Origin of the sequence: Caballeronia sp. ATUFL_F2_KS9A (assembly GCF_023630765.1) — a bacterium.
GTDB classification, from domain to species: domain Bacteria; phylum Pseudomonadota; class Gammaproteobacteria; order Burkholderiales; family Burkholderiaceae; genus Caballeronia; species Caballeronia zhejiangensis.
In genome coordinates this window covers 92,002-110,106 of the sequence record NZ_JALQEK010000032.1, presented here as the reverse complement: position 1 = coordinate 110,106, position 18,105 = coordinate 92,002, and the positions used below count along the sequence as shown (strand labels likewise).

Annotated in this window: 16 protein-coding genes; 2 read left to right on the top strand and 14 right to left on the bottom strand. The window is 62.7% G+C overall.

Translation table 11 applies throughout. The features are described 5' to 3' along the window. Nucleotides 1-22: 22 nt before the first annotated feature. From NCS67_RS21265 to manD, 9 genes are all read right to left on the bottom strand, one after another. The gene (locus NCS67_RS21265; protein WP_250436463.1) at nt 23-1,189 is read right to left on the bottom strand and encodes an ABC transporter permease; all 1,167 of its coding nucleotides are present in this window, start codon (nt 1,187-1,189) and stop codon (nt 23-25) included. Nucleotides 1,190-1,198: 9 nt separating this feature from the next. Then, entirely contained in the window at nt 1,199-2,353 is a 1,155-nt protein-coding gene (locus NCS67_RS21260; protein WP_250436462.1) for an ABC transporter permease, read from the bottom strand. Nucleotides 2,354-2,359: 6 nt separating this feature from the next. After that, entirely contained in the window at nt 2,360-3,052 is a 693-nt protein-coding gene (locus NCS67_RS21255; protein ID WP_008347883.1) for an ABC transporter ATP-binding protein, read from the bottom strand. A 1-nt stretch (nt 3,053) separates the two neighbouring features. Further along, nucleotides 3,054-4,208 (bottom strand): efflux RND transporter periplasmic adaptor subunit, encoded by a 1,155-nt coding sequence (locus NCS67_RS21250; protein WP_250436461.1) that lies wholly within the window; start codon nt 4,206-4,208, stop codon nt 3,054-3,056. 132 nt (nt 4,209-4,340) lie between these two features. Beyond that, on the bottom strand, nt 4,341-5,147 hold the full coding sequence (locus NCS67_RS21245; RefSeq protein WP_250436456.1) for a GntR family transcriptional regulator: 807 nt from the start codon (nt 5,145-5,147) through the stop codon (nt 4,341-4,343). Nucleotides 5,148-5,212: 65 nt separating this feature from the next. Beyond that, the gene (locus tag NCS67_RS21240; protein ID WP_250436455.1) at nt 5,213-6,511 is read right to left on the bottom strand and encodes an MFS transporter; all 1,299 of its coding nucleotides are present in this window, start codon (nt 6,509-6,511) and stop codon (nt 5,213-5,215) included. 91 nt (nt 6,512-6,602) lie between these two features. Continuing rightward, on the bottom strand, nt 6,603-7,640 hold the full coding sequence (locus tag NCS67_RS21235; protein ID WP_250436453.1) for an L-idonate 5-dehydrogenase: 1,038 nt from the start codon (nt 7,638-7,640) through the stop codon (nt 6,603-6,605). 55 nt (nt 7,641-7,695) lie between these two features. After that, the gene (locus tag NCS67_RS21230; protein ID WP_250436451.1) at nt 7,696-9,066 is read right to left on the bottom strand and encodes an MFS transporter; all 1,371 of its coding nucleotides are present in this window, start codon (nt 9,064-9,066) and stop codon (nt 7,696-7,698) included. A 47-nt stretch (nt 9,067-9,113) separates the two neighbouring features. Continuing rightward, on the bottom strand, nt 9,114-10,322 hold the full coding sequence (gene manD, locus NCS67_RS21225; RefSeq protein WP_008347871.1) for a D-mannonate dehydratase ManD: 1,209 nt from the start codon (nt 10,320-10,322) through the stop codon (nt 9,114-9,116). A gap of 121 nt (nt 10,323-10,443) precedes the next feature. Between manD and NCS67_RS21220 the strand changes: the two genes are divergently transcribed. After that, nucleotides 10,444-11,910, top strand: a complete 1,467-nt coding sequence (locus NCS67_RS21220) for a mannitol dehydrogenase family protein (RefSeq protein ID WP_250436449.1) — start codon at nt 10,444-10,446, stop codon at nt 11,908-11,910. 94 nt (nt 11,911-12,004) lie between these two features. Then, entirely contained in the window at nt 12,005-12,826 is an 822-nt protein-coding gene (locus NCS67_RS21215) for a hypothetical protein (protein WP_250436448.1), read from the top strand. Between the two features lie 24 nt (nt 12,827-12,850). Here the strand turns inward: NCS67_RS21215 and NCS67_RS21210 are convergent, their stop codons facing one another. From NCS67_RS21210 to NCS67_RS21190, 5 genes are read right to left on the bottom strand one after another with little or no spacing between them, the layout of a single operon-like run. Beyond that, entirely contained in the window at nt 12,851-14,332 is a 1,482-nt protein-coding gene (locus NCS67_RS21210; protein WP_250436447.1) for a M81 family metallopeptidase, read from the bottom strand. Continuing rightward, a complete protein-coding gene (locus NCS67_RS21205) occupies nt 14,329-15,588 on the bottom strand; it encodes a Zn-dependent hydrolase (protein WP_250436446.1) in 1,260 nt (419 codons plus the stop codon). The genes NCS67_RS21210 and NCS67_RS21205 overlap by 4 nt, the downstream gene beginning before the upstream one ends. Before the next feature lie 36 nt (nt 15,589-15,624). Then, nucleotides 15,625-16,326, bottom strand: a complete 702-nt coding sequence (locus NCS67_RS21200; RefSeq protein ID WP_250436445.1) for an ABC transporter ATP-binding protein — start codon at nt 16,324-16,326, stop codon at nt 15,625-15,627. Further along, nucleotides 16,323-17,090 (bottom strand): ABC transporter ATP-binding protein, encoded by a 768-nt coding sequence (locus tag NCS67_RS21195; RefSeq protein ID WP_008347861.1) that lies wholly within the window; start codon nt 17,088-17,090, stop codon nt 16,323-16,325. Before NCS67_RS21195 ends, NCS67_RS21200 begins: the two co-directional genes overlap by 4 nt. Next, nucleotides 17,087-18,076 (bottom strand): branched-chain amino acid ABC transporter permease, encoded by a 990-nt coding sequence (locus NCS67_RS21190; RefSeq protein ID WP_235366230.1) that lies wholly within the window; start codon nt 18,074-18,076, stop codon nt 17,087-17,089. Before NCS67_RS21190 ends, NCS67_RS21195 begins: the two co-directional genes overlap by 4 nt. Nucleotides 18,077-18,105 lie beyond the last annotated feature (29 nt).

Below are 18,105 nucleotides of genomic sequence, written 5' to 3'. Positions count from 1 at the left end.
GCGACCGTTCGACTAAACGGGATCATCGCGCGCGCAGCGCGTCCACGATATTCATCCGCGACGCCCGCATCGCCGGCAGGAATCCGCCGACGAGTCCCATCGCGAGCGAGAACCCGAGTGTCTTTGCGATCACCGAAGGCGTCAGGATGAAGCGGAACGACAAGTCCGCGAAGGTCTGAAAATTGGTCGTGGAAAACGAAGCGAATTGCATCAGCGCGGCGCACGAAAGTCCGGCCACGCCGCCGACCAGCCCGAGCAACAACGCTTCGAGCAGGAACGCCCCGAGCACGTCGAAGCGCTTGAAGCCGAGCGCGCGCAACGTTCCGATCTCCGCGACACGATTGGCCACCGACGCGTACATCGTGATCATCGCCCCGATCATCGCCGCGATCGAAAAGATGATCGACAGCGTGAAGCCGAGGATATTGATGAACGTCGACAGCGCCTTCGACTGATCGCCGTAGAACACCTGTTCGCGCTTCGCTTCGTCGGCGAGGCGCGGGTCCACGTCGATATCGCCGCGAAAGCGCTCGAATGCATCGCTGCGGGCGAGCCGCACGACCATCGACGAATAACTCGTGCGCCGGAACGATTGCATCAACTGATCGACGTCGCCCCATATTTCCGAATCGAAGCCGCTGCCGCCCGCATCGAAATGGCCGACCACGGTCCAGTCGCGCTGCGCGAAACGCAGGGAGTCGCCGATGCGCGTGCCGCCGAACCCCTTCGCGATGCTGCTGCCCACGATGATCTCCGACGAGCCGCGCCTGAACATGCGCCCCGCCGTGAGCTTCACTTGCGGACGCAATTGCACGCCCATCGGCGAGACGCCGCGAATCACGACGTTGGCGGGCGTGTTGGTGCCGAGCTTGGTGAGCGAGATCAGCACGACGGTTTCCTTCGATGCGAGCGGCTCGCCGTCGCCGTTCATCGCGACCGACGGATGCATCTCCATCGCGTTCGCCTGATTGCGGTCGATCGCGCTTTGTATCTCCGTCTCCGCGCCCTTTCGGATCACGACGACGTTGTCCGCTTCGCCCGTCGATACGAGCGTTTTCTTCAGTCCCGCGTCGAGCATCAGCACGGTCGCGAACACGAACACCACGAGCGCGAGACCGCCTGCCGTCAGCATGGTCGTGAGACGGCGCGCCCAGAGATTGCGTGCGACGTAGGAAACGGGAATGGCCATCGCGCGTCCTCAGCCGATCGCCCGCAGGCCTTCGACGATGCGCACGCGGCTCGCCTGCACCGCCGGCACGATCGCCGCTGCCATCGCGACGGCGAACGCGCATGCCGCCTGCAGAAGCATCGTCTCGTGCGACACCATGAAGACCGGGAACACGCCGCCTGTGGCGTGCTTGAAGACTTCGGCCATCGGCGGCGTCGCCAGGATGCCGATGCCACCGCCGATCGCGCAGATTGCCATCGATTCGCCGAACACGAGCACCGATAGAAATGCGGAGCCGAAGCCGAGCGCCTTCAATGTCGCGTATTCGGTGATGCGCTCGCGCGCGCTCATTGCCATCGCGTTCGCCATCACCGCCATGATGATCAGGATCACTACATATGACACGACGCGTATCGCCGCGATGATCTGATTCGACATTGCGACGAAGCCGAGCTGAAACGCCTGCTCCGTTTCCGTCAGCGTTTCGGCGAGCGAGTTCTTGAAGACATTGTCGATCTTGCGCGACACGACAGCCGCTTCGTCCGGATACTTGATGCCGACCACGTACACGCCGACCTGATCGACATTGCGCTTGGCCGTCTTGCGGATCGTCTCGTTCAGATAGTCGTAGTGAAAAATCAGTTGCCGCGTGATGGTCGATTCGTCGCGCCCTTCCATGATGCCGCGCACGACGAAGTCCCATGTTCCCGGATAGATCGTGCCCTTGAGCGGAATGACGTCGCCGACCTTGAAGCCGTATTGATCCGCGAGCTGCCGGCCGATGAGCGCGCCTTTGCGATCGCGTCGATAATCGGCGCGTTGCTGCTCGGGCACGATGAACTCGGGATAGAGATCGAGATAGTTGTCGGACACGGCGAACTGCGCGAAGAAGTTCTTCGGATCGCGATACACGCCGCCGAACCAGTTCGAGCGCGCAACGAGCGTCACGCCCTCGACGCCGCGTATGCGGTTCTCATAGGCGAGCGGCAACGGAAACACGAGCGAGATTGCATTGCGCGTGACGAGCCGCGCGTTCGATGCAGCCGCGGCGCCTGCATACCACGCATCGACGACGGTATGCAAAAGACCATATGCGAGCACCGCGATGGTCAGCCCGAGCACCGTCAGCGTGGTGCGCAGCTTGTGCCGCAGCGCGTTGCGCAGGATCAGCTTGAACACGAACATGATGGCTTAGCCCACGGTTCCATCGATCAGCTCGCCTTTCTCCAGATGCACGAGCGCCTTCGCCGCGCCGGCCGCGTGCGCGTCATGCGTCACCATGATGATGGTCTTGCCGAGCTTGTCGTTGAGACGTTGCAGCATCGCGAGGACATCGGCGGCGGAGCTGCGGTCGAGATCGCCGGTCGGTTCGTCGGCGACGATCAGCTTCGGGTCCGTGATCAGCGCACGCGCGATCGCGACGCGCTGCTGCTGCCCGCCCGACAGCTCCGACGGATAGTGACTCATGCGATCGGCCATGTTGACCATGTCGAGCACCATCGCGACGCGTTCCTTGCGCTCGTGGCGCGTGAGGCGCGTGAGCATCAGCGGCAACTCGACGTTCTCAAACGCGGACAGCACCGGCATCAGGTTATAGAACTGGAAGATGAAGCCGACGTTCGCCGCGCGCCAGTCGGCAAGCGCGGCTTCGGGCAGGCGCGTGATATCGAGTCCGCCGACGAGCAACTCGCCGCTATCGGGCCGGTCGATGCCCGCGATCAGGTTGAGCAGCGTGCTCTTGCCCGAACCCGACGGCCCCATCAACGCGACGAAATTGCCTTCCGCGATGGACAACGTGATGTCGGTGAGCACCGGCACGGTCTGCACACCGCGCCGATACGACTTCGCGACGTGGCTGATTTGAACGAGAGGCGTCGTGCTCACGTTATTTCTTCGCCAGCGTGACTTTGGCGCCGTCCTTGATCTTGTCGCCGGGCGCGAGCACGAGCACGTCGCCGGGCTTCACGCCCTGCACGGCCAGCAGATCGCCGATGCGCTCGCCCGTCGTCACCGGCACTTCGCGCGCGGCGTCGTGATCGACCACGTAGACCACTTTCCTGCCATCGCGCGTGACGACCGCCGATGGCTGCACAGCGACAACCGCCTTCTTCTCCTCGGGCGGCACCGGCTTCGACAGGAACGCGACTTTCGCGGACATATCGGGCAGCACGCGCGAATCGCGTTCGACGAAACGCACTTTCACGAGCACGGTGGCTTTGGATCGATCGACCGTCGGCACGATGCGCGACACGCGGCCCGCAAAGCGCGCGTCGGGCAGCGCATCGAGTTGAATCTCGCACGGCTGATCGACAGCGATGCGCGCGATGTTCGACTCGGCGACATCGGCTTCGACTTCGAGCGTCTTCATGTCAGCGATGGTGACAACCGCGCCCTTGCTGTCCGACGCCGATGAGAACGGCGTGATGTTGTCGCCGACATTCGCGTGCTTCTCGATCACGACGCCGTCGAAGGGCGCGCGAATCACGGTTTGATCGACGGCTACTTGCGCTGCCTGCGCGTTGGCTTGCGCGGAGACGATCGCGGCTTCGTCGCTGTTGATCGACGCCTTGGCCTTGTCGAAGCGGGCGAGCGCGGCATCGTACTGTGTCGCCGGAATCGCGCCTTGCGGTGCGAGGATCTTGTAGCGCTTGAGATCGACTTCCGCGTTCTTCAGTTCGGCGCGCTGCAACTCGAGATTCGCCCGCGCGACCTTGACCTGCGCCTGGGCCTGCGCGAGCGACGCAGCCACGTCATTGCTCTCCAGCCGCGCGATGATCTGCCCTTCCTTCACCGGCGTGCCTTCGAGCACGCCGAGCCATTCGACGCGCCCTTGTCCTTTCGATGCGACTGCGGCCTTGCGTTGCGGCACGACATAGCCCGTGGCGTTCAGAAGCGTATAGCTCTGCGACGGATACACCGACGTGACCGTGGCGGTTTCGACGGCCTGCGGGCCGGTGAGACGAAACGCCACGCCGATGAGCGCGAGCGGAATCGCAACGATGATGGCGTAACGAAGCCAGTTGCGCCGGCGCCGCGGCATCGCGGCAGACGGACCCCGGTCGATCTTGAGTTTTTCTAAGTTGTGTTCAGCCAATTTTGGACGTGCGCCGCGGAATGGGCCCGCGGATCGGCATGCGGTGAAAGGATGGTCAGTATAGCGCTGTCCTTTCAATCAGCTTCCCAAGGCCACCCGCTCCGGCTCGTCGGGCTCGAACCAATCGGGATTGCGTTCCGCGATCGGATGCAACGACACCAGAATCTCGCGCAGATGCGCGCGCATCGCTTCCTCGGCGCCATCGGGATCATGCGCCTTCAACGCGCTCACGATGCGCGCATGCTGCTTGATGAGCAGATCGAGCGGCGATACATCCGGCAAGCTCAGATAACGCACGCGATCCATCTGCGCCTTGATGTCCTGGATCGTGTCCCATGCAGCGACGCAGTCGATCGATTGCGCGATCTGCATGTGGAACTGTTCATCGAGTGCGAGAAAGGCAGTGGTGTCGTTCACTTTCGATGCGCTCTTCTGCTCGCGAAGATTCGCGGCGAGATCGTCGAGTTGCGAATTGGTGATGGCGACCGCGGCCTTGCGCGCGACCGCCGTTTCGATCGCCTCGCGAATGAAACGCCCTTCGCGCACCTGACGCGGCGAGATTTTTTTCACGAAGGTGCCGCGCTGAGGCAACACTTGCAGCACGCCCGCCTCGACGAGCTTGATGAAGGTCTCGCGCACCGGCTGCCGCGAAACCTGGAACATCTCCGCGACTTCCTTTTCGGAAAGCGGCGTGCCGGGCACGAGTTGTCCCGCGAAGATAGCCTGACGCAGCGCCCGAAAAATCTGCTTGCCGATGGGCTCATGCGAGTCGTGCGATATCGCCGAAGTCAGATCGGGCAATTCGAACTTCTGCGATGCGAGCGGCCTGCGTACGCGCGCACGCCGCACTGCAGCCGAGCCATTCGACACGATACCGTCTTGCATGATTGAACCTGAACGCTAATGAGGAGAAAGCGAGCCACGTTCGCGCGCCTCGCTTCCCGATACTATCACGCAGCACTCGCCGCGCTTTCACGCTTCGCGCGCGCTTTTGGCTCGCGAATCCATACGAGCGAACACAGCGCGCCGAGCACCGCGATCGCGCCGGCCAGAACGAAGGCGCTGCCATACGCCCCGTGCGTCGCCTCGACGATGAAGCCCGTCACCGCCGGTCCGATCACGCCCGCGAGATTCGCGAGCAGATGCACGAAACCGCCCACGCCGCCGACGTTCTCGCGCCGCACCGTGTCCTGAATCACGGCCCAGTACACGGACCCGGTTACATAGAGGAAGAAGATCGTCACGGACATCAACGCCACCGCGCCCTGCGTGCTCTCCACACGCCCCGCGAACGCGACGCACAGCGCCGCCATGCCGAGGCACACGGTCAGCACGACGCGGCGCGACATGAGCGGCTTGCCTGTGATACGCAGAATCGCATCGGTGATGAAGCCGCCCGCCGCGAGCCCGATGCTGCCGAGCAGCCACGGAATCACCGTCGCGAAGCTCATATCGCGCAGGGACATGTGATGCGCTTCGGTCAGATACGTCGGGAACCACGAGAGAAAGAAGAACAGCACATAGTTGTATGCAAAAAACGCGAATGCCGTGGCGAGGATGATCGGCTGACGCAGATAAAAGCCGAGATTCGCCTGCTTGCCGTGCGTGCCGTGCTCCATCGACGCGGCGTCCTGCTGGCCCGCGACGATCAGATCGAGTTCGGCCTGAGTGACGCGCTTGTTCTGTTGCGGATGCTCGGTCGTCGAAAGCGCCCAAAGCACGAGCCACGCGAAGCCGATCATCATGATGATGACGAACGCCCAGCGCCAGCCGAACTGGATCGCCATGTAACCGACGACCGGGCCGGCGAGCGCGCCGCCCAGCGGCGTCCCCGAACTGATGACCCCGATCGCGCTCGCCACTTCACGACGCGGAAACCAGTTGTTCACCATCTTGCTGTTCGACGAGCTGAACGGTCCCTCTCCCATGCCGAAGAGCACGCGCAGCACGATCAGCGACACGAGACTGCTCGCCAGCGCACTCGCACCGCAAAACAGCGACCAGATGCCCATTGCGCCGCCGAAGACTTTCTTCGCGCCGATCCTGTCCGACAGCACGCCGCCGACAAAATTGAATAATGCATACCCGATGAAAAAGCTGCTGAACACGATGCCTATCTGTGCATGCGTGAAATGCAGGTCTTTCTGGATGAGCGGAGCGGCGATGGAAAGCGCCGCGCGGTCGAGATAGTTGACGACGCCCGCGAGGAACAGCAGGCCGACGACGAACCACCGCTGACTTTTGATCATGTCGAGTCTCCGATGCACCGCTTCTTGTGGCCTTCCGGTCCGGCGGTTTCATGAATGATGAATTTTGAATGCCAATGCCAAGTGGCGCCCGTCAGTCGAACTGGAGATGCACCTTCATCGATTGAGAGCGATCCAGCGCGACTTCGAATGCACGATTCGCTTCGGCGAGCGGAAATGCGTGCGTCATCAGCGGACGAAGGTCGATGCGCTGCGAGGCGATTTCATCCGCGGCGATCGCGTATTCATCGGTGAAGCGGAACGAGCCCTGATAACGCAGCTCTTTCGCCATCACGAGGTTCGCCGCGACCGGCGACTGACCGGCCGGCAGATTTCCGAGCTGGATCACCGTGCCGCCCGCACGCACCGAGCGCAACGCGGTGTCGAGACCGGCGGGGCTGCCCGATGCCTCGATCACGACGTCGAAGGTGCCGCGTTCGCGCGACCAGGCATCGATGCGCGCCTGATCGTTCGCGAGCACGGTCTCGTCGGCGCCGAGCGACGCCGCCATCGCGAGCGCCTTGTCAGCAAGATCGAGCGCGACGATGCGATGCGCGCCCGCGCGCCGCGCGGCGGCCAACACGATGCAGCCGATCGGCCCGCAACCCACGAGCAGCATCTTCGCGCCGACGAGCGGGCCGGCGAGCTTCAACGCGTGCAGCGCGACAGCAAGCGGCTCGGCCATCGACGCCTGCGCGAAATCGAGGGTATCCGGCACCGGAACGCATTGCCGCGCGGCTGCCGTGATGTATTGCCGGAACATGCCCTGCATATGCGGGAACGTCGACGCGCTGCCCATGAAGCGCATGTTCAAGCAATGGTTCGGCATGCCTTTCACGCAAAAGCGGCACGTTCCGCAATTCAGGCCCGGATTCACCGCGACCCGCTGGCCGACTGCAAGGCCCGTCACGCCCTCGCCCAGCGCGGCAATCTCGCCCGCGACTTCGTGACCGAGCACGAACGGCTCGCGCACGGCGAAGTCGCCGCTTTTGCCCTTGAAGTAATACGAAAGATCCGACCCGCAGATGCCGCCCGCGCGCACGCGAATCTGCACCTGTCCGGGTTCTGGTTCGGGCGTGTCGATCTCGTCGATGACGAGCTTCTTCGGTTCGTGTAGAACGGCTGCGAGCATGATCTATGTCCTGGAATCTGCAGTTTGTACTTTGTATAAAGCGTTTCGCATGCAATCAACGGCGGGCGGCGAGCGCCGGTTCTGCGTTCGATCCGGCGATCGCGGCATCGTGTTGCGGCGCGCCCCAGTCGTACAGATCACGGCCGACGCGCGCCGGCGCGGTCTCGGGCAGAAGCAGAAGCGAGATCGTCGAGACGATGCCGAGCGCGGCAACGTACAAGATGAGACCGATCGAGCTTCCGCCCGTCGCCTGAATCAGCTTCACCGCGACGAGACCTAGCACGCCGCTGCCGATCAGCGAACCGATCTGCCAGATGAGCGCAATGCCGCTGCATCGCACGCGTGCCGGAAAGAGCTCGGGAAAGAGCGATGCTTGCGGTGCATAACAAAGGCTGTGGCCGACGGTGATCGCGAGAATCATCACGGTCTGGATCGCGAGGCGGCTGCCGCTATCGATAGCGTGAAAGAGCGGCATGACGAGCAGCACATGCAGCACTGCGCCCGCGATGAATGTCGCGCGCCGACCGATGCGATCCGACAGTGCGCCCGCGAGCGGGATCGCAATCAGTTCGAGCACGACCGCGACGATGATCGTCTGCAGAAGCAGCGAGTCGGCGATGCCGTGCGCGCGGCCGTAGGCGAGCACGATCATCGTGTACATCGCGAACGTGCAAGCCTCGATCAGCTTCGCGCCGACACCCTTCACGATCGTCGCGCCGTGCTGCTTCACCACTTCCACGACGGGCCGCGATTCGACCGCCTTGGTCTCGCGGATCGCCGCGAACACCGGCGATTCCTCGGTGCGCAGTCGAATATAAAGCCCGACGACGACAAGCACGATGCTGCCGAGAAATGGCAGACGCCAGCCCCAGTCCATCAGTTGTTCGTGCGTGAGCATCGCGGTCAGAACGGCGAAGATGCCCGATGGGATCAGAAAGCCCGCGGGCGCGCCGAGCTGCACGAGGCTCGCGAAGAAGCCGCGTTCGCGCGGCGGCGCATATTCGGCGGTGAGCAAGACCGCGCCGGCCTGCTCGCCGCCGACGCCGAAGCCTTGCAGCACGCGGATCAGCACAAGCGCCGCCGGCGCCCAGATGCCGATCTGCGAGTAATCCGGCAACAAGCCGATGGCGAACGTGCCCAGACCCACGATCAGAATGGTGACAATCAGCGCTTTCTTGCGGCCGATCTTGTCGCCGAAATGCCCGAACACGATACCGCCCACAGGCCGCGCGACGAACCCGACCGCATACGTGGCGAACGCGGCCAGCGTGCCGATCAGCGGATCGTGGCTCGGAAAGAATTTTGCGCCGAACACGAGCACCGCTGCCGTGCCGTATACGAAGAAGTCGTAATACTCCGCCGCCGTGCCGATGGTCGATGCCGCTGCCACCCGGCGCAGCATCGCGCTGGTTTCCCTGTGTGCCATGTCTGTCTCCGGTATCTTGTGTTTTGAATGCCTTAAACCAAACGCGATTACCAGTTCCAGAGCGTGCCGTCTTCGAGGCGCGCCACCGGCAAGTACGCCGGATCGTACGGATACCTTGCGGCGAGCTTTTCGTCGATGTCTACACCGTGCCCCGGCGCTTCGCCCGGGTGCATCATCCCGCGATCGAACGACCATGCATGCGGGAACACATCGAGCGCTTCCTTCGGAAAGCCCATGTACTCCTGCACGCCGAAGTTGGGCACCCACAAGTCGAAGTGCAGCGCTGCGCCCATGCAGACCGGCGACAGATCCGAAGGACCGTGGCAGCCCGTGCGGACCTGATACAGCGATGCGAAATCGGCGATGCGCTTCAGATGCGTGATGCCGCCCGCATGCGTGAGCGTCGCGCGGATGTAGTCGATCAGTTGCTCTTCGATCAGCTGCTTGCAGTCCCAGATGCTGTTGAACACCTCGCCCACCGCAATCGGGGTCACGGTGTGCTCGCGGATCAGACGGAAGCCGGCCTGATTCTCGGCGGGCGTCGGATCCTCCATCCAGAACAGGCGATACGGCTCGACCGATTTGCCGAACCGCGCCGCTTCGATCGGCGTAAGCCGGTGATGCACATCGTGCAGCAGATGCGTGTCGAAACCGAACTTGTCGCGCACGGCTTCAAAGAGTTTCGGCACGAAATCCAGGTACTTTTCGGAGGACCAGCTCTGCTCCTCGACCGCACCCTTCGTCGCCGGCTCATACATGCCGTCGCCCTTCGCGACGCCATAAACCGAACGCATGTTCGGCACGCCGCACTGGATGCGAATCGCCCTGTAGCCCTCTTCGATATGCTCCGCGTAGCGGTCGAGCGCTTCGGGGATGTCGCGGCCGGTTGCGTGTCCGTAGACCATCACGCCGTCGCGCGACGCACCGCCGAGCAGCTTGTAGAGCGGCATGTTCGCGGCCTTGCCGAGGATGTCCCAGAGCGCCATGTCGACGGCGGCGATTGCGGTCATCGTGACGGGGCCGCGTCGCCAGTACGCGCCCTTGTAGAGAAACTGCCACGTGTCTTCGATGCGGCCCGCTTCGCGCCCGATCAACAGCGGACATACGTGATCCTTCAGATACGACGCGACAGCGAGTTCGCGGCCATTGAGCGTCGCATCGCCGATACCGTAGATGCCCTCGTCCGTTTCCACTTTCAGCGTGACGAAGTTGCGGCCGGGGCAAGTCACGATCACGTCGGCGCGGATGATCTTCATAGGTATTTCCTTGAATGGGCATTCGATGTGGCGGATACTACCATACCAGTATGTTACGACGTCAATAACGGGTTTTCCCCATTCCTAATTCAAAATGCCATCGAAAATGCCTGAGAAATCAATGCTCTCCCGTACATCGCTCAATGCACTCGAAGGCCATTGCCTGTCGCGCGAGTGGCACGAGCCAGCTATCGGCATCGTGCATCTGGGCATCGGCAACTTTCATCGCGCGCATGAAGCGCTCTATACCGAAGAGGCGATGCTCGCCGAGCCGGGCGATTGGGGCATTTGCGGCGTCACGCTGCAGGGCGACGTCACCAAGCGCGATGCGTTGATGGCACAGGACGGCCTCTACAGCGTCGTGGAACGCGGGCCGGACGGCGTGCGCGTGACGGTCGTGCGTGCATTGCGCGAAGTGCTGGCGATGCCCTTCGATCGCGCACGTCTCGTCGAGCTTTTCGCCGACGAACGCGTCCGCATCGTGTCGCTGACGGTTACGGAAAAAGGCTACTGTCGCGATCCGCGAACCGGCGATGCCGACTTTGCGCACGCGGGCGTCGCGCACGATCTCGCGCATCCGGACGAGCCGTCCACCGTGCCGGGCATACTCTGCGCCGCGTTGCGAGCGCGACGCGACGCGGACGCCACGCCCTTCACCGTGCTTTCCTGCGACAACCTCTCGCACAACGGCGATGCATTGCGTCAGGCGGTGTGTTCGTTCGCACGCAGGCTGGACCCGGCGCTCGCGACGTGGATCGAGACGCGCGTCGCGTTTCCGTCGACGATGGTCGATCGCATCGTCCCCGCCACGACCGACGCGGATCGCGAAGCCGCCCAAGCGGCGCTGGGCGTGGGCGATGAAGTGCCCGTGCCGTGCGAGCCGTTCAGGCAATGGGTCATCGAAGATCGCTTCCCCGCCGGGCGTCCTGCGTGGGAAACGGCAGGCGCGCAACTTGTCGACGACGTCGCGCCCTTCGAGATCGCGAAACTGCGCATGCTCAACGCGACACACTCGACGCTCGCGTATCTGTCCATGCTCGCCGGTTTCGACACGATCAGCGACGCCGTCGGCCACCCGCCGCTGAAGTCACTGATCCACGCGATGATGACGCGCGAGATAGCGCCGACGCTCGCGGTACCGGCATCGTTCGATCTCGCCGCGTACCGCGACGCGCTCCTCGACCGCTACGCGAATCCCGCGCTGAAACACCGTTGCAGCCAGATTGCGATGGACGGTAGCCAGAAGATGCCGCCGCGAATTTTGTCGACCATTCAGGCAAGGCTCGACGCGGGTCAGCCGTTCGAACGGCTCGCGCTTGCGGTGGCGGCATGGTTTACGTTTCTGCGCGGGCGAGCGGACGACGGCACCCGTTACGCGATCAGCGATCCGCTGGCCGAGCGTCTCACGAAAGCGGCGGAGGATGCGACCACGCCGGCAGGCCTCGTCGATGCGCTCGTCGGCGCAAGCGATGTTTTCCCCGCATCGCTGGCACGCGATCCGGTTCTCCGGGAAGCGCTTCTGCGCGCCGCGACAAGGCTCGCGAACGGCGCGCTCACGGCGATCGACGAATATGTGCGGTTGGATTGAATTCATTATCACGCATGCAAAATGCCGAACAGTCCGCTTCGTTTTAAGATAGCCACTTCCATCATGAGCGGCCCTGACGCGCCAGGAGTGGCAGGTGTATTTATTGAAACGTGGACGTAGCTCTGCTCTGTGCATCGCATGCGCGCTGTCGTGGGTATCGGTATCCGCTCTGGCGGCCGCGCCGCAGCCTGGCCGTGCAGCGAGCGCTGCCGACATCGCGAGCGGCGCCAAGGCGCAAGGCATCATGTCGGCCGACGCGCTTGCACCGAACTTTACCGGCGACGATCCGGAACACGTCCGCGATGCGCTGGCAGGTCATTCCGCACCGGGACAGCCTGCATCGATAACCGGCCGCGTACGGGCGTTTCTTTCGCGGCCTTTCACCAAGGCGCAGCATGCCGCGAGCCAACCCGGCGCGCAGACAGATCGCACCTTCACGTTCGTCATTCCGGTTTCATACGGCGTGCGCTATCTGTCGAAGAAGAAGGTGCTGACGGTGAACGTCTCCCTGGCGGCGTCTCACGATCCGGATGCCATCCTGCTGAAGGAAACGGTGAAGGGGCAAAGCGGCCGCAAGCTCGTTGTTGCGCCCGAAGCGAAGGAAAAGGGTTTCGTTCAGACCTTCGACAGCATTGAACTGAAGCAGGAAGGCAGCGCGAGAACCACGGTCAGAGGCAGCATCGTGCTTCCGAACTTCGACCGCGCGCATGGCAGCGATGACTTCGCGATCGTGCTCATCTGCACGCTCGCGCCACCCTACGTGACGGACGACATCGAGCATAACGCGCCCACCGATGAAGAACCCACGGATATCACGCGCAGAACATCGATATTGATGGGCCATGTCGATGCAGCGTGGCTCATCGATCGCAAGGAAGGCACGATCATTACGAAGCGGCTGCGCCTCGTGAAGTGAAAGGCGCGCCGCTCTTCTGTTCGATCAATATTCGACGTTCGAATCCAGCGGATAGACGGGCCGCTTCAGGTTCTCGAATGCGAAGAGTCCATAGTCCGAACTCGTGACACCGCGGCTATCGCATTCGACGAGGCCACCCGATATCGGCACGAAGACGGGGCGGCAATACATGCGCGACTTGAGAATCAGAAAGCGCGCGCCGCGTGGATCGATGCCGACACTCTCGAACACGCCCAGGTCCCACGGCTCGTGCGTGCGTTCCGTTACAAGGATGCGCGCCGCGGCGGTCTCGATCACGGCCGCGCGGCCCATGAACGCGCGCTGCCCCGTATACGTCGGTCCGCTGATGATGTATTCGCCATCGGTCAACGCCCGCACTATGCCGGTAACCTCGAGCGGCGGCTTTGCTCGCGACGCCACGCTCGCTAGCTTGTTGCCGACGCCGATCGTGACCGTTGCGCCCTCGCCGGCTGCGAAGAGTTGCGCGACAGCTTCGGGATCGCATAAAGGTCCGACGACGATGCCATCGAGTCCTTGCTTCAACGCTTCTTCGAATGCGTCGGTCGTGTCGCACGTTCCGCCCGACATGCAGTTGTCGCCGTGGTCGAGCAGCAGCACGGGCTTGTCCGTTTCGCGTGCGAGCGCAGCGCCCTCGCTGATCGATTGCGTGAGCGGCACGCTGCGATAAACGAACGCGTCACGCTCGTTCCAGATTTGCCGCGCGATGCGGTCCGCCACGCTCTGCGCCTTCGCGCGCTCGCCATCCGCCACCACGACCACGCTGATGCAAGGGGCGGCGATATCCGCCAGCGAGAAACCGGATAGCACCGACACGGCCAGCACGCCATCTTCAGCTTCGGCTGCGCGCGCGGCATCGACTGCACGTTTCATTGCACCGTCCGCTGTCGAACTCCTCAGCGTATGCGTTAGCAGCGGCGGCTGCGCCCAAGCGATCACGGGCTTCGCCTTGTCATGAATCAGATCGAGCAGCAGTCGCGCCGCATGCTCACCGCTCTCGTACATATCGACGTGAGGATAGGTCTTGAAGCTCGTGATCACGTCCGCGTTGTCGATCATCTTCTGCGTGACGTTCGCATGCAGATCGAGGGATACGGCAATAGGCGCATGTGGCAGCGCGCGTCGCACGCGTTCCAGCAAATCGCCTTCGCCATCGGGCGAATTCTCCGCGACCATCGCGCCGTGGAGGTCGAGCATCACGGCATCGCAGCCTTCTGTTGCATCGACGATCGACTGGCAGATCGCGTCATAAGCGGCGGCAGCGACGGGACCGCTCGGATTTGCCGAAGCGGATATCGGCGTCACGATGTCCGCATGTTCGCGCTTCGCAGCATCGATGAATGCGGACATCGCCGTACGCATGCCGGCATTTTCGTTATACGCTTCGGCGCCATGACACGGACCGTCGCGCCCGAATGCTTCGAGCGGCGTCGCAACGGGCGAGAACGTGTTGGTCTCGTGGTTCATGCGGGCGATGAGTATCTTCATGCTGCGTCTCCTTCGGACGCGTTGGCTGCGCGCAGCATCGCTTGCAGAAGCACATTGCAGCCTGCTTCGAGATGATCGGCGCGCGCATCCTCGATCTCGTTGTGGCTGATGCCGTCCTTGCACGGCACGAAGATCATCGCTGCCGGCGCCACGCGTGCGAGATAGACGGCGTCATGACCCGCGCCGCTCACAACATCCATCGACGTGAAGCCGAGCGCATCGGCGCTCTCGCGCACCGACGCAACCAGCGATGCGTCGAACGGTTGCGGCGCGAAGTAGACAACTTCGTCTACCTTGACCGGCAGATCCGCTTGCTCGCATGCGTCGCGCATTGCACGGTCCATTGCGAGAAGCGTCGCGTCGTCTGGCGCGCGCAGATCAACGGTCAGCTTGACGCGCCCCGGAATGACATTGCGCGAGTTCGGATGCACGTCGACCCAGCCGACCGTTCCGCGTCCATGCGGCGCATGATCGATTGCGATGCGATTGACGGCGCGAATGAGATCTGCCGCGACGAGCAAGGCGTCGCGGCGCAGTTCCATCGGCGTCGGACCCGCGTGCGCTTCCATGCCTTCGATCGTCACGTCGTACCAGCGTTGACCGAGCGCGCCTTGCACGACGCCGATCACCTTGTCCTTCGCCTCCAGCACCGGACCCTGCTCAATGTGCGCTTCGAAATACGCACCCACGTCATGCGCCTCGACGCGATCTCCCGCATAACCTATCGATGCCAGCGCGTCCCGCACGAACACGCCGTCGCGATCCTTCTGCGCGAGTGCATGATCCAGCGTGAACGCGCCCGCGAATACACCGGAACCCATCATCACCGGCACGAAGCGCGAGCCTTCCTCGTTAGTCCAGACGGCAACTTCGAGCGGCGCAACCGTACGCACGTTATTGTCATTCAGCGTGCGCAACACTTCGAGGCCCGCCAGCACGCCATAGTTGCCATCGAACTTGCCGCCCGTCGGTTGCGTATCGATATGGCTGCCCGTCATCACAGGCGGAAGATCGTCACGCGTGCCCGCACGGCGCGCGAAGATGTTGCCGATCGCATCCACGCGCACGGTGCAGCCGATTTCCTTTGCCCACGCGATAAAAAGATCGCGGCCTTGCTTGTCGAGTTGCGTCAATGCGAGACGGCACACGCCGCCCTTCTCCGTCGCGCCGATGCGCGCGAGTTCCATCAGACTATTCCAGAGACGCGCACCGTCGATGCGCAGAGCGGCCTGCGCCGGCATATCATGAGCTTGCATTCGAGGTTCCTGAGCTGAGTGATGCAGATATGAGGTTCAGACGACGCCCACGCCGAGATAGCGATCCTTGATCGATTCATCGGCGATGAACGCATCGTTCGTTCCTTCGTACACGATGCGCCCTTGCTCGATGATGTAATGGCGATCCGCGAGTTGCGTGCAGACTTCCAGATTCTGTTCGACGAGCAGAATCGTCACGCCCGCTTGGCGAATCAGCTTCAGTTGCGCGACGATTTCCTCGACGATCACAGGCGCGAGTCCTTCCACCGGTTCATCGAGCATCAGCAAGCGCGGATGATTCATCAATGCGCGGCCGATCGCGAGCATCTGCTGCTCGCCGCCCGAGAGTTGGCCACCGCCGTTCGTCCGGCGCTCCTTGAGACGCGGAAAGATGCGATAGATATCCGCGAGTTGCCATGGAGAATCTTTGCGCGCGCCGAGCCGCAGATTCTCTTCGACGGACAAGAGCTTGAAGATACCGCGATGTTCCGGCACGAAGCACACGCCGCGCGCAGCGATCTTGTGCGGCGGCATCTTCGCGAGCTCGACGCCCTTGAACTTCACGCTGCCGCGCTGCGGCGCCACGACGCCGGCGATGCTTTTCAGCGTGGTCGATTTTCCCGCGCCGTTACGGCCGAGCAGCGTGACGGTTTCGCCTTCGTCCATCGTGAGCGAGACGCCTTGAAGAATATGGCTCTTGCCGTAATAGCCGTGAATGTTATCGACATCGAGCATCATGCGCGTCCTCCGGTGATCATGTTGCCGAGATAGGCGCTGCGCACACGTTCGTCCCCGCGGATATCGGCGGGCTTGCCTTCGACAAGCACGCGGCCTTGCTGCATCACCGTGATGATGTCGGAGATGTCCATCACGATATCCATGTTGTGCTCGATCAGCACGACCGTGTAGTCATCGCGCAGACTGCGGATCAGATGCTTCATGTCGTCGAGATCGTCGATGCCCATACCCGAGGTCGGCTCGTCGAGAAAGATCGCCTTGGGCCGGGCGGCGAGCGCCATGCCCACTTCGAGACGCCGCTGCTGGCCATGCGATAACGCGCTCGCCTGCGTCGACGCCAGGCGTTGCAGCGCGAGACGTTCGAGAATGCCATCGACCGTATCGCGATGTTCCAGCGCGCCGCGCGGCGGCGTCCATGCGTTGAGTGCGCGCTTCGAGTCCACGCCTTGCGCGGCGAGCCGCAGATTCTCACGCACCGACAGATTCGTGAAGAGGCTCGTCACCTGAAACGATCGTGCGATGCCACGCTTCACGCGACGATGATCGGGTTCCTGTGTCACGTCGTGACCATCGAACACGATATTGCCCGCGGTGATCGGCACGGTCCCGGTCAACACATGAAACAGTGTGGTCTTGCCCGCACCGTTCGGTCCGATCACGGAATGCACCGTGTTCCTTGCGATGCGCAGATTCACATCGGTTAGCGCGGCGAACTTGCCATAGCGCTTCACGACGCCCTTTGCTTCCAGTATCGACGCGCTCATGCCGGCTCTCCTCGATCGCGCTTCATCGCGCGCCAGATGCGTTCACCCAGACCCCACAAACCGCGCTGCATGAAGAGACTTACCGCGATCAGCACGAGCCCGAGCAACAGCAGCCAGCGCGGCCATAGCGTTGAAAGCCAGTCGGCGAATAGCACATAGAACGCTGCGCCCAGTACGGAAGAAAAGAGATTGCCCGTACCGCCGATAACGGTCATCACGAGAATCATCTCGCTCGTGTGGTAGTCGATGTTCGATAACGGCGCGATGCCCGTCATCATCGCGTGCAATGCCCCGGCCAGGCCGGTGACCGCACCCGATACGACGAACGCGGCCAGCTTGAAACGCTTTACGTCATAACCTACGGCAGCGGCGCGCGCCTCATTATCGCGGATTGCGAGCAGCGTGCGGCCGAAGACCGAATGCGACACGCGCAACATGAACCAGAATGCGATCAAGAACAATACGGCGACGAACGCGTAGTACTGCCACGGCGACACGAGCGAAACGAGTGGCTGCCCGAAGAATGACAACGCGGGCCGCGGAATATCGAGCAAGCCGTTGTCGCCGCCGGTGAGATCGGGTGTCGTATAGGCAAGGAAGTAGAACATCTGCCCGAATGCGAGCGTGAGCATCACGAAGTACGCGCCGCGCTGACGAATGGAGAACCATCCGACGAGAGCCGCGGCGAGCGCACCCGCGATGATGGCGCCGAGCAATGCCGCAGGAATCTGAAGCCCTGACTTCGTGAGGATCAGACCCGCGGCATAGCTTCCTAGACCGAAGAATATGCCTTGTCCGAACGACAGCAGGCCCGTATGCCCGAGCAGCAGATTACAGCCGAGCGCGGCGAGCGCATAGACTAGCACTTCGGTTGCGAGCGATCCGGAGCGAATCGTCAGGGGAAGAACGCAGACGACGATGGCCGCGAGCAACAGAAAGCGATAGCGATGAAGCGACTGCCTGAGGGATCGCGGTGGCGCGCTCATGTCCAGCGTCTTCGAATCCAGTTTGGAAT

What these genes read in the sequence shown, in the direction of transcription:
- NCS67_RS21265 (WP_250436463.1), bottom strand. Translation starts at nt 1,189, where the DNA reads ATGGCCATTCCCGTTTCCTACGTCGCACGCAATCTCTGGGCGCGCCGT.
- NCS67_RS21260 (WP_250436462.1), bottom strand. Translation starts at nt 2,353, where the DNA reads ATGTTCGTGTTCAAGCTGATCCTGCGCAACGCGCTGCGGCACAAGCTG.
- NCS67_RS21250 (WP_250436461.1), bottom strand. Translation starts at nt 4,208, where the DNA reads ATGCCGCGGCGCCGGCGCAACTGGCTTCGTTACGCCATCATCGTTGCG.
- NCS67_RS21245 (WP_250436456.1), bottom strand. Translation starts at nt 5,147, where the DNA reads ATGCAAGACGGTATCGTGTCGAATGGCTCGGCTGCAGTGCGGCGTGCG.
- NCS67_RS21240 (WP_250436455.1), bottom strand. Translation starts at nt 6,511, where the DNA reads ATGATCAAAAGTCAGCGGTGGTTCGTCGTCGGCCTGCTGTTCCTCGCG.
- NCS67_RS21235 (WP_250436453.1), bottom strand. Translation starts at nt 7,640, where the DNA reads ATGCTCGCAGCCGTTCTACACGAACCGAAGAAGCTCGTCATCGACGAG.
- NCS67_RS21230 (WP_250436451.1), bottom strand. Translation starts at nt 9,066, where the DNA reads ATGGCACACAGGGAAACCAGCGCGATGCTGCGCCGGGTGGCAGCGGCA.
- manD (WP_008347871.1), bottom strand. Translation starts at nt 10,322, where the DNA reads ATGAAGATCATCCGCGCCGACGTGATCGTGACTTGCCCCGGCCGCAAC.
- NCS67_RS21220 (WP_250436449.1), top strand. Translation starts at nt 10,444, where the DNA reads ATGCTCTCCCGTACATCGCTCAATGCACTCGAAGGCCATTGCCTGTCG.
- NCS67_RS21210 (WP_250436447.1), bottom strand. Translation starts at nt 14,332, where the DNA reads ATGAAGATACTCATCGCCCGCATGAACCACGAGACCAACACGTTCTCG.
- NCS67_RS21205 (WP_250436446.1), bottom strand. Translation starts at nt 15,588, where the DNA reads ATGCAAGCTCATGATATGCCGGCGCAGGCCGCTCTGCGCATCGACGGT.
- NCS67_RS21200 (WP_250436445.1), bottom strand. Translation starts at nt 16,326, where the DNA reads ATGATGCTCGATGTCGATAACATTCACGGCTATTACGGCAAGAGCCAT.
- NCS67_RS21195 (WP_008347861.1), bottom strand. Translation starts at nt 17,090, where the DNA reads ATGAGCGCGTCGATACTGGAAGCAAAGGGCGTCGTGAAGCGCTATGGC.
- NCS67_RS21190 (WP_235366230.1), bottom strand. Translation starts at nt 18,076, where the DNA reads ATGAGCGCGCCACCGCGATCCCTCAGGCAGTCGCTTCATCGCTATCGC.